The organism is Micavibrio sp. TMED2 (assembly GCA_002168225.1).
Lineage (GTDB): Bacteria > Pseudomonadota > Alphaproteobacteria > TMED2 > TMED2 > TMED2.
Map to the genome: position 1 here is coordinate 1896780 of NHBH01000001.1, position 11357 is coordinate 1908136.

An 11357-nucleotide genomic window follows, 5' to 3' on the forward strand; every position below is an offset into this window, starting at 1 on the left:
TTGCAAAGGGCGGATAGGTCAGGAAAAGCGGCAAGTTAGCCCTCTTCCTTCTCTTTTTCCTTTTCCTTGTCCTTCTTCTCCGCCTTGTCGGCTTTATCAGCCTTGGCCGGCTCGCCCTTTACAAAAACGTGCTGGATTGTGGACTGCACAACGGTCACCCGGACATTCTCGGCAAGCTCGACCTGTACCTCATCATCCTGAAGTACTTTGGTCACGGTACCGATTAGGCCACCAGCGGTGACGATCTTGTCGCCCCGGCGTACTGCCTCGACCATGGATTTGTGGTCAGCCATTTTCTTCTGGTTTGGCCGGATAACCAGCATCCAGAAAATCAGAAACAGGACGCCGATCAGCATCATCTGCATCATGAAGGCATCACCGGCAGGTGCTGAGGCGGCGCCGCTACCGGCGGCATAGGCAGTGGAGAAAAACATAGGACGCGAAACTTTCCTGAACTCGCTTGAAACGGAATGCGCGCATTGATTTGGGATATGCAATGACAAACCGCAAATGAATACGTGCGGCGCGACTATACTTGTCCGTCCCCATGATGCAAATGTAAGCCGCCAAATCAGTGGATTTCTTATGTCCCTGCGGTATACATCCGGTAGTAATCGCCGGTTGAAATCCAATCTATGCCCCTCACGCAAAAGCATAAATCCCATGACTGACAGCCTATCCGACCTTCTTGCTCCATTATGCCGCATCGCCGATGCGCTCGAGCGTATGGCCCCCGATCAGGCACAATCGGTCTCAATCGACGATATGTCAGACAGCGACGCCTTCCTCTGGCAGGCAGCAAGCCAGAGCCTGCAGCCGGTGGCGCAGGTATCCCGGATTTCTGCGCATTTGCTGCGTGGTATCGAGCGGCAGCACAACATACTGCATGAGAATACCCGCTGTTTTGCCGATGGCCTGCCCGCCAATAACGCCCTGCTTTGGGGTGCCCGTGGGATGGGGAAAAGCTCACTGGTGAAGGCGATCCACGCCGAAATCAATGCGGATAAAGATGGCAAGGACACGCTGGCACTGATCGAGATCAACCGCGAGGATCTCGCAAGCCTGCCCCAGCTGCTGAACCGTATCCGCAACGCATCACGTCGCTGTCTTGTCTATTGTGACGATCTCAGCTTTGAAAAATCCGAGAGCAGTTACAAAAGCCTGAAGGCGATTCTTGAAGGCGGTATCGAGGGACGCCCGGATAATGTTCTGTTCTATGCCACCTCCAACCGCCGCCATCTGATGCCGCGCGACATGATCGAGAATGAATCATCCTCGGCCATTAATCCCGGTGAAGCGGTGGATGAGAGCGTATCCCTCTCCGATCGCTTCGGGCTCTGGCTCGGCTTTCACGGCTGCGATCAGGAAACCTATCGCAGCATGGTCAGGGGCTATGCCGACGAGTTTGGCATCTTCATCGATGACGAGCAGCTGTTTGCCAAAGCGCAGGAATGGTCGATCACCCGTGGCGCACGCTCTGGCCGGGTTGCCTGGCAATTCATCCAGCACCTCGCCGGGGAATACGGAAAAACCATTAAAACAGGCTAGTTGGCAGCAACTGTTCAGTTGGCACTGCTGGTCTGGCGCGGCAGATACAGCATCGGGTCCAATGCCCGTGAGCCGCGCCGGATCTCAAAATGCAGTTGCGGGCTGTCGACGCTGCCGGAGTTGCCGACCGTACCGATCGTCGCCCCGGCATCAACAGTCTCACCGCGCCCGATCAGCAACCGATCCAGATGGGCATAAGCGGTCATCCAGCCATCGGAGTGACGGATCAGCAGCAGATTGCCAAACCCGCGCAACTCATTGCCCGCATAGGCGACAATGCCGCGCTCGGCAGCCCGTACTGGTGCGCCCTTGGGTGCCGCGATATTGATGCCGTCATTATGCAGCCCGCCCGATTTCGGCCCGTAACCGGAAACCAGACGCCCGAGCAACGGCCAAGAGAATGAACCGGTGCGTGGCGGCGGTGCCTGATTGACGGCCTTCTGCGGCGCTCGTACGGCTGGAGCCGGTGCTGGCTCAACCCGTTGTGGCGGCGGCGGTGCGACCGCTACCCTCGGCGCAGGTGCTGTAACGGCAGGCATCGGCGGTGCCGGTGGTGGGGTCAGGGCAGCGGTAGCCACAGGTGCCGAAAGCGGCTTCTCAACCGGTACAGGAATGCCCGGTTGCCCCGGTGTTATTGCCGGTGCACTATCAGCAACCGTATTACGCGGTGCGGGAACCGGTGTAGTCATGACTTGCGTGGATACAGCTGTGCCGGGCTTGCGCTCCGGCAATGGTGCCGGACGCACGCCGTCACGGTAAATCGTACGGTCATCGACCGGGGCAACCATAACCGGTTGTTCATCAACTACCACTGTCGTCGGCTCGGACAGTTCAGCAGTCTGGGTTGGCGATGGCAGGCGCAGGCTCTGGTTCGGGCTCAACTCGTAAGGTGGCTGCAGCCCGTTCAGAGTTGCGATCTGGCGTGAATCAACGGCAAAGGCCCGTGACACGGTATAGAGGCTGTCGCCCGGCTGAACCGTATATTCCCGTGGTGGCGGCAACTGGATGCGCTGGCCGATCTTAAGTGTAAAAGGCGGCTGCAACCTGTTGAATTCAATAACATCCGCCATGGGCAGACGGTAGCGTTTGGCAATCTCGTAAACCGTATCGCCCGGCCCGACATTTACCACGCCCGCACCGGGATTTTCCAGTAGCCCGGCCAGCAACACCGGTGCCGGTTCGCCATTACGCTCGGCACAGGCGGTGGTGATCATCAGAGCGGATAATACCGCAAACGGAACAAACAGTTTTCTGCCGGTTGGATCAGGCACGGCACCGCTCTTCACTTACAGGCATGGAGGTGGAGTTGTGGGTGGCCGGTTTTGGCAGTAGTGGCACGAACTTCACCGGCCAAAGCTGCTCACCCTCATAATCGTCTTCGGTCCGCCGCAGCTTGTAGAGGATCTGCTGACCATCAGGATCGGTGAGTGGCAGGATAATGATCCCGCCAACCGCTAACTGGTTCAACAGGTTACGCGGTGGTTCTGTCATCGCGGCACAGGTCATAATGATGCGATCAAATGGTGCCTGCGCTGCCCAGCCCTGCCCGCCATCGGCACAATGGGTGACGATGTTATAGAGCCGCAATTGGTTGAATCTCTGTTCGGCCTCACGCAGCAGTTCCTTGTGAATCTCGATGGTATAGATACGCCGACACAGGCGCGCGAGGATCGCGGTCTGATAGCCGGAACCGGTGCCAATCTCCAACACCTTGTGCCGGTCATGCAGTTCCAGTTGCTGAGTCATGTAGCCGACAACGCTGGGCATGCTGATGGTTTGGCCGAGCCCGATGGGCAGTGCCACATCATCATAGGCCTGATCATGAAACAGCGGCGGCAGGAAGGCCTCACGCGGCACACGCTCAATCGCGGACAGCACATGGGTTTCGGTTACCCCTGCCCGGCGCAGCCCCATGATCAGGCGGATCTTGCGTGCCTCTTCGATCATGGGCGCACCATATCGGCCTTGCCGGCAACATCGGCACCGGCGAAGGATTGCTGGAGCTCATCAAGCGCCGCGTAATTGGTCAGGTCCAGATGCAGCGGCGTGATGGTGATATAGCCCTCGGCAATCGCGGTCACATCGGTATTGCCGTCGGGCTGTACCGCATGGCGGCGGGCCGGACCGATCCAGGTATAGCTGCGGCCACGCGGGTCACGGTGATGGGTAATCTCGTCACCGATCTTGCGGGTGCCATGGCGCAGGACGCGGATGCCCTTGACCTGTTCGGCTGGCAGATCGGGAAAATTCAGGTTGAACAGGGTTTCCTTCGGCCATGCCTGACCGAGCAGTTTCTCAATGATCGCTGGCGCATGGGCCTCAACACTCGACCAATGGGCTTCCGCCTCGCCCTGTTCCAGGCTCAGTGCTATTGCCGGTATGCCGAGCAAGGTTGCCTCCATGGTTGCCCCGATTGTGCCTGAATAGGTCACATCATCGCCAATATTGGCCCCATGATTGATGCCACTCAATACCAGATCGGGTTTCCGGTCATGGATCAGGTCATTGATCGCCAAAAGGACACAATCGGTTGGCGTGCCATCCACCGTGAAGGTCTGGTCACCCAGCTTGCGAATGCGTAACGGGCGATGCAGGGTAATGGCATGGCCGACACCCGACGCCTCGTTGATCGGCGCGCAGGTCCAGACATCACGGGACAGAGTATCGGCAATCCGCGCCAGAACCCGCAAACCCTCCGCCTCTATACCATCGTCATTGGTAATCAGAATACGGCGCTTGCTGGCATCTGGCATGGACATGAATGATCTCGCTTCCCGTGTGGTGGTACCTGCTTGTTTTAGCTGTTCGCGCTTACTTCAGTGGCTCGATATGGGTTTTGCCGCCCATATATGGCCGCAGCACATCCGGTATCGCCACCCGACCATCCGCCTGCTGGTGGTTCTCGATCACCGCGATCAGTGCCCGTCCCACGGCAACGCCGGACCCGTTCAGGGTGTGTACAGGCCGCGTGCTCTTGCTGCCTTCGGGGCGATAGCGCGCCTTCATGCGCAGGGCCTGGAAGTCACCGCAATTCGAGCAGCTGGAAATCTCGCGATAGGTGTTCTGTCCGGGCAACCAGACCTCAAGGTCATAGGTCTTGCGCGCGGCAAAGCCGAGATCACCGGTGCAGAGCGACACCACCCGATAAGGTAACTCGAGACGCTGCAGAACGGTTTCGGCGCATTGGGTCATGCGCTCATGCTCATCCACACTCTGTTCTGGCGTGGTAATGCTGACCATCTCAACCTTGGCGAACTGGTGTTGACGCAGCATGCCACGGGTGTCACGCCCGGCAGAACCGGCCTCGGAGCGGAAACACGGGGTCAGCGCGGTGAAGCGGTATGGCAGCTCCACCTCTTCCAGAATCTTGTCGGCCACCAGATTGGTCAGCGGCACTTCCGCCGTCGGAATCAGCCAGTGATCACTGGTCGTATGGAACAGATCTTCGGCAAATTTCGGCAGTTGGCCGGTGCCATAGAGAGCGTCACTGCGCACCAGAAACGGCGGTGCGGTTTCCTGATAGCCATGCTCGGTGCTGTGCAGGTCGAGCATGAACTGCCCCAGTGCCCGCTCCAGCCGCGCCAGATCACCACGCAGCAGCACAAAGCGTGAGCCGGAGAGATCGGCAGCAGCACTGAAATCGATCTGGCCCAGCGCCTCACCGATATCCACATGGTCCTTGAGGTCATTATCACGCCGCGGCTCGCCGATACGCTTGACCTCGAGGTTCTCGCTCTCATCGGCACCATCCGGTACGTCTGTCGCTGGCAGGTTCGGCAGGGTCTCGAGAATGGCTTTCAGACGCTCGCCAACCGCTTCTTCATTCTCGGTCAGCCGTTGAATGTCGTCCTTGATTTTGGCAACGGCAGCCATGGCTTCGCTGGCGTCCTCGCCCTTGCGCTTGGCATCACCGATTGCCTTGGATGCCTGATTGCGCTGCTGCTGCAGGTCCTGCATGCGGGTCTGAAGATCGCGCCGCTCACTGTCCAACGACAGCACATTCGCGGAAACAGCATCCAGTCCGCGGCGTTTCAGGGCAGCATCAACGGTGTCGGGCTCATCGCGAATGAGTTTGAGATCAAGCATGGGAAAACCGGGAGTCCAAGGGTCAGATAAAGTGAATGCGGGATGTTATAGGCGAGCACCGGTCACGAACCAACCGGTTTGCAAGCGCCGGACAAACACATAGGCGAGAACCGTGCATGGGCGCAACGGCGGCTTATGCGTCCAGTGGGGTTTCGCGCTTGCGCTCAACCAGCACGCCGAGCCAGATCGATATCTCGTAGAGCAGGATAATCGGTACCGCGAGGCCGATCTGGCTTAACGGATCCGGCGGAGTCATGACGGCGGCGGCAACGAAGGCGATTACGATGGCATAGCGTCTGCGGGCCTTCAGCCATGCGCTGTCGATAATTCCGACCTTGACCAGCAGGACGAGCAGAACCGGCAACTGGAACGCAATACCGAAGGCAAAGATCAGTTGCATGACCAGCGAGAGATACTCATTCACCTTTGGCTCGAGTACGATGGACAGCTGTTCGGCACCACCTGCCTGCTCAAATCCGGCAAAGAACTTCCAGGCAACCGGCATGACACCGTAATAGACGCTGGCGGCACCGGCGATGAACAGGAACGGCGTTGCCAGCAGGAATGGGAGAAACGCGCGCTTTTCATTCTTGTACAGCCCCGGCGCGATGAACAGCCAGATCTGGCTAGCAATAATCGGAAATGACAGACACCCGGCGGCGAAGAAGGCCACCTTGATCTCGGTAAAGAACTTCTCGTGCAACGCGGTGTAGATCAGGCGGCGCTGTTCCTGCCCTTCCCAGAGATGGGCCAAGGGTGCGACCAGAAAATTGAATATCTCGCTGGCGAAATAGAAGCAGGCGAAAAAGCAGACGACCAGCGCAATCACGCTGTAGAACAGGCGAGTTCTGAGTTCGGCCAGATGCTCGACGAGGGACATTTTATCGTCCAACTCATCCTCATCATCCCGGTCGGCGCCTGCGTCGGCTTCTGTCTCGGGTTTGGCCTTGTCTTCTGTTGCCTTATCCAGTGTCTCACTCATGGCGTATCCGCCCTGGCAGAGTTGACCACCGGCTCGTCAGCCTTTTCCGGGAGTTCAGGTGCCGCCTGTTGCGCCTTGACCGTGGCAGGTGCCGTATCTGCGCCCTGCCCGGTTTCCGGTTTTGACGGCTTGTTCAGGTCGCGTTCGGCCTCATCCATGATGCTGCCGACCTGCTTGCGGATATCAGCCTGATCCCGCAAGGCATTGATTTCCTTCTTGAGGTCCTCAATTTCGGTTTCACGCACCATCTCATCAACACTGGTCTGGAATTCACGCGCCAGACCGCGCAGCTTGGCCAGTACCTGACTGATTGTACGCAACACCCGTGGCAGCTCTTTCGGACCAACGACCAAAAGAGTGATCAAGCCAATAATGAAAAGCTCCGACCAGCCGAGATCGAACACGGGGCGCGTCCTGTCAGTTCGAGAATGAAGCGATAACCGCCGTCAGGCAGTCAATCAGCCGCTAACGGTTTCGTTTTCGCGCTTGGTTTCAGCCGGTGCCTCGGTGGCAACGGGTTCGGATGTAGCATCAATGGTTTTCGGCTCGGCCGGTTTCTGGTCGTCATCTTCTTTCAGACCGGATTTGAACGAGCGGATACCCTTGGCGAGATCACCCATGATACGTGGGATTTTGCCGCCGCCGCCAAACAGCAACACGACCACCACCAGTACGATAGCCCAATGCCAGATGCTGAATGTACCCATGAGTTCCTATTCCACTAATGTTTTGCGTATCTGCGCGACGTTATGATTATGAAGGCGGACTATGGCAGAAAACTGTCACCAGTTCCAAGGCGTTTTACGGGAAATTGATCACGCCTGCAGCCGATTGTCCCACCGGTTACTGAACAACCATATGGATGTCTTCCGGCGCGATGACCAGTGATACCGGGTCACCCGGCTGGATGCGTAATGCCGCATCACTCAGAACCCGTGCCCGCAACTCCATGGTTGCCCCGGCCGCCGATCTGGTTTCAACCGTCACGGTCCAGTAACCGCCGCTGGTCTCCACCTTAACCACGGTCGCATCATCTTTGCCATGGGCAATGCGGATACGTTCCGGGCGCACGAGCGCGATGGTGTGGCCGGTATCAGGCACATCAACCGGCAGGTGCAGATGTTCCAGAACCGATGCCTTACCCTGATTGGGAATAACCGCCAGACAGTTGATATCACCGAATAATCCGGCAACAAATGTGTTGATCGGCTGGTGATAAATCTGCTCCGGCGTACCGATCTGTACCAGCCGCCCGTGATCGAGCACGGCTATCCGATCGCCGACCGCAATCGCCTCATCGGGATCATGGGTCACCATCAGCGCAGTGGTGCCGGTTTCCTTGATCACCGAGACCACCTCAGCACGGACCTGATTGCGCGTCTGGGCATCCAGCCCGGAAAATGGCTCATCCAGCAGCAGGACTGCCGGTTCCGGGGCCAGTGCCCGGGCCAGAGCGACCCGTTGCTGCTGGCCACCGGACAATTCATGGGGATAGCGATCCGCCAGATCGGCCAGCCCGACCAGCTCCAGCATATGGGCAATGCGCTTTTCCCGTTCGGCACGCGGCAGTTTCTGCAGGCCGAAGCCGACATTCTTGCGCGCTGTCAGATGCGGAAACAGGGCATAATCCTGAAACACCAGTCCGACGCCGCGCTTTTCCGCCGGGACAAACTCGGCGCGCTCACCGGCGACCAGTCGCCCGGCAATATGGATGTTGCCCCGGCTCGGTCGCAACAACCCGGCGATCAGGCGCAGCATCGTGGATTTGCCACAGCCGGACGGCCCAACAACGCTCAGGATTTCTCCCTTGGGTATTGAAATATCGATATTTTCGAGTGTCGGAGCGGTTTCGTAATTGAAACAGATCGAGGTGAGCTCAATCTGTCCGCGCTGGCTGTCTGCCTCGGTCGTCACACGTTTTCTTCTTCCACAGCGTCTTCGTCATCCGCTGCCAGTAATCCTGCTTCATCGTCGCCACTTAGATCGTCAAGCTGGGCGCCGATATCAAGCTCTATTTCGTCCTCATCCTCATCAGCGTCTGCCTGTTCCTCAAGCGCCATCTGATCCGGCCAGCGATCGGCCAATGCAGCAACGGCGGGTCGAGCATCGAGCAGACCCGCGGCTTTCAGTTCATCAATACCCGGTAGATCATTGATATTGTTGAGATCAAAGTGATCGAGAAAGGCCGGTGTTGTCACCCAGGTCACCGGTCTGCCGGGGCTTTCCCGCCGACGACCAGGCTTGACCCAGCCCTGCTCCAGCAGGGTATCAAGGGCACCGCGCGATACAGCTACACCACGAATGGTTTCAATCTCGCCACGGGTCACCGGCTGGTGATAGGCAATGATCGCCAATGTCTCGAGCGTTGCCCGGGTCAGCTTCTTCGGCTGGTCGACCTGCTGGGTCAGGATCGGAGCCAGATCGGAGGCGGTACGGAACGCCCAGGCATCACCGTGGCGCTCCAGACTGATGCCACGCCCCTGATACAGGGTCTGCAGGTCTTCAAGGATTGCGCCCAGATCAGTCCCGGCGGGCAGACGCTCACGCAGAATTCCCATCGGTACCGGCTCGGTCGCAGCAAACAGCAATGCCTCAACCAGACGACGCAGGCCCGCATTGTCCAATGCGCTCTGGGCTTCATCAGCATCAAGGACGACAGTATCGTTATCATCTGACATTGAATAATCCCTTATACTCAAACGGGTTGCTGTTGGTTTTTGGCTGCTGCAGCAGCACGGGCATCGCCCTCACCCAGCCAACGCAGCTGGATCGGCGCGAAGGGCACATCCTGCCGCACCTCGATCGAACCGCCCTTGGCCAGTTCGAGCGATGCCAGAAAGGTCGAGGCAATCGCCGACCGGCGGGTCAGACCGGTGCCGAGGGATGCCGGGAGCAGCGATTGCAGCGTTACCCAGCCGGGTGACACGCCGAGGCTTTGGCGTAATCTCGTGAGCGCTTCCTCGATCGAGAACAGCTTTGCCATTTGCGGGCGGTAGATTTGTGTTTTTTGACGCTGCTGGATTTCGCCATAGGCGGTCAAAATATCATACAGCGTAACATCATAGAGCGGATTGCTGACGGTTTTCAGCCCTTCCGCAGCGCCCCTGATCTGGCGCTCGTAATTCAGCCGTGGACGGTCGGCCAGTTGCAATGCCGCCTTCTGCATGGCCTCAAGACGTTGCAGTTGGAAGGCGAGCGCGGCGGCCAGTTCCTCACCGGTCGGCTCGTCACCGCCCTCTTCCTCTTCCGGTGGCAGCAGCAATCGGGATTTCAGAAATGCCAGCCAGGCGGCCATGACCAGATAATCGGCGGCCAGTTCGAGCCGAAGCTCGCGGGCGCGTTCGACAAAGGCCAGATACTGATCGGCCAGCTTGACCATCGAGATACCGGTAATGTCGAGCTTCTTGTCCCGCGCGAGTGCGAGCATCAGGTCAATCGGCCCCTCAAACCCGTCGAGATCGATGATCAGCTGATCTTCCGAACGTACGGGCTTATCGAACCCGCCATCATTGGCGGGCAGATCGGGGCGTCCATCTGCATCAAATCTGGCACTCATGCCAAAACCTGTCCCTCATCAACGGTTACCGGCCTCTCCACTTGCCGGGAGCAACAGGACAGACCGGCCTCAGCCAGCGGTCGGGTCGTGCTGCTTACGTTGATTAGACAGGGCGACCAAGGCCGGGGTCAACCAGCGACGATGATGAGAGAGGAAGCTCTCATGGTCCATCGGCGTGGCCGCAGCCTTGCTCGATCCGGCGGCATTCTGCCAGCTTGCCCAACCGCTTTCGCTGATTTCTCCCGCTGCATCAGCCACTTCCATCCATAAATCAGGCTTCGGCGCACAGAACAGAACGCTGTCACATCCTGCCTCAATCGCATGTTTTGCCCGATCCCCGATGGCATTGCCGGAATAGCCGGAAAGTGCGCCCATCTCGATATCATCGGCCATCAGATGCCCGGCAAAACCGATTTTGTCCCGAATCACATCCTGAATAATCTTGGCCGACAGGGTCACCGGCTTGTCATCAATCTGCGGCAAAAGCAGATGCCCGGTCATGCCCAGCACCCGGTCACCATAGAGCAGCGAGGCAGCCGCGAAAGGTCGGAAGTCGGATGCTTCAAGCACCTCGATATCGGCATCAATCACCGGCAGGGCAGCATGGCTGTCAACGGTTGCCCGGCCATGACCCGGCAGATGCTTGATCACCGGCACGATGCCGGCTTCGCGCAGGCCGCGGACATAATGCAGCCCGGCAGTCTCTACCACATCCACATCCCGGCTGATCGTGCGGTCACCGAGCACACCATCGTCACTGCCCTCGGCGGGGATATCAAGCATTGGTGCGCAATTCACGCTGACATTGATGTTTCTGAGTACCTCACCAGTCAGGCGGGCATGCCAGTAAACCGCATCATCGAGCGTGCCGATTTCCGCTTCCTCAATGATGGAGAGTGCACCCGGTGCCGGAAATGGTGGCCAAGGTGGCGATGGCAGACGGTTCACCCGCCCGCCTTCCTGATCAATCATGATTGGCGGGTCGTGCTCGACACAGGATTTCAGGTCAGCGATGAGTGCCCGCACCTGTTTCGGCTGGCCGCAATTCCGCCTGAACAGAATAAAGCCAAATGGCTGAATCTGTTTTATAAGATCACGTTCCTGATCGGTGATCTCATGGCCTGCAACGCCAAATGTGACAGCTGTCGGTCGGGACATGGGTTACCTGTAAGAAGGGCATGAGGC

Annotated in this window: 13 protein-coding genes; 1 reads left to right on the forward strand and 12 read right to left on the reverse strand. The window is 58.4% G+C overall.

The features are described from left to right. Positions 1–35: 35 nt before the first annotated feature. Positions 36–434, reverse strand: a complete 399-nt coding sequence (locus CBB62_09030; protein OUT42404.1) for a preprotein translocase subunit YajC — start codon at positions 432–434, stop codon at positions 36–38. 229 nt (positions 435–663) lie between these two features. Here CBB62_09030 and CBB62_09035 point away from each other — a divergent pair, with 229 nt between their 5' ends. Beyond that, a complete protein-coding gene (locus tag CBB62_09035) occupies positions 664–1548 on the forward strand; it encodes an AAA family ATPase (GenBank protein OUT42405.1) in 885 nt (294 codons plus the stop codon). Positions 1549–1562: 14 nt separating this feature from the next. On the opposite strand, the gene CBB62_09040 is transcribed toward CBB62_09035, so the two are convergent. From CBB62_09040 to CBB62_09090, 11 genes are all read right to left on the reverse strand, one after another. Then, a complete protein-coding gene (locus CBB62_09040; protein OUT42406.1) occupies positions 1563–2834 on the reverse strand; it encodes a hypothetical protein in 1272 nt (423 codons plus the stop codon). Further along, positions 2812–3495, reverse strand: a complete 684-nt coding sequence (locus CBB62_09045; protein ID OUT42407.1) for a protein-L-isoaspartate O-methyltransferase — start codon at positions 3493–3495, stop codon at positions 2812–2814. Before CBB62_09045 ends, CBB62_09040 begins: the two co-directional genes overlap by 23 nt. Beyond that, positions 3492–4307, reverse strand: a complete 816-nt coding sequence (locus CBB62_09050; GenBank protein ID OUT42408.1) for a 5'/3'-nucleotidase SurE — start codon at positions 4305–4307, stop codon at positions 3492–3494. The genes CBB62_09045 and CBB62_09050 overlap by 4 nt, the downstream gene beginning before the upstream one ends. A gap of 52 nt (positions 4308–4359) precedes the next feature. Next, complete coding sequence (locus tag CBB62_09055) at positions 4360–5634, reverse strand: serine--tRNA ligase (protein ID OUT42409.1); 1275 nt, start codon at positions 5632–5634, stop codon at positions 4360–4362. Positions 5635–5767: 133 nt separating this feature from the next. Continuing rightward, positions 5768–6616, reverse strand: a complete 849-nt coding sequence (locus CBB62_09060) for a twin-arginine translocase subunit TatC (protein ID OUT42410.1) — start codon at positions 6614–6616, stop codon at positions 5768–5770. Further along, complete coding sequence (locus tag CBB62_09065) at positions 6613–7020, reverse strand: twin-arginine translocase subunit TatB (protein OUT42411.1); 408 nt, start codon at positions 7018–7020, stop codon at positions 6613–6615. Before CBB62_09065 ends, CBB62_09060 begins: the two co-directional genes overlap by 4 nt. Before the next feature lie 54 nt (positions 7021–7074). Continuing rightward, the gene (locus CBB62_09070; GenBank protein ID OUT42412.1) at positions 7075–7323 is read right to left on the reverse strand and encodes a twin-arginine translocase TatA/TatE family subunit; all 249 of its coding nucleotides are present in this window, start codon (positions 7321–7323) and stop codon (positions 7075–7077) included. A gap of 136 nt (positions 7324–7459) precedes the next feature. Then, positions 7460–8530 carry a hypothetical protein gene (locus CBB62_09075; GenBank protein ID OUT42413.1) on the reverse strand — a complete coding sequence of 357 codons (1071 nt, stop codon included), beginning with the start codon at positions 8528–8530 and terminating at the stop codon, positions 7460–7462. After that, the gene (locus CBB62_09080) at positions 8527–9294 is read right to left on the reverse strand and encodes an SMC-Scp complex subunit ScpB (GenBank protein OUT42414.1); all 768 of its coding nucleotides are present in this window, start codon (positions 9292–9294) and stop codon (positions 8527–8529) included. The genes CBB62_09075 and CBB62_09080 overlap by 4 nt, the downstream gene beginning before the upstream one ends. 17 nt (positions 9295–9311) lie before the next feature. Continuing rightward, on the reverse strand, positions 9312–10172 hold the full coding sequence (locus tag CBB62_09085; protein ID OUT42415.1) for a hypothetical protein: 861 nt from the start codon (positions 10170–10172) through the stop codon (positions 9312–9314). A gap of 69 nt (positions 10173–10241) precedes the next feature. Then, positions 10242–11330 carry a hypothetical protein gene (locus CBB62_09090; GenBank protein ID OUT42416.1) on the reverse strand — a complete coding sequence of 363 codons (1089 nt, stop codon included), beginning with the start codon at positions 11328–11330 and terminating at the stop codon, positions 10242–10244. Positions 11331–11357: the final 27 nt, after the last annotated feature.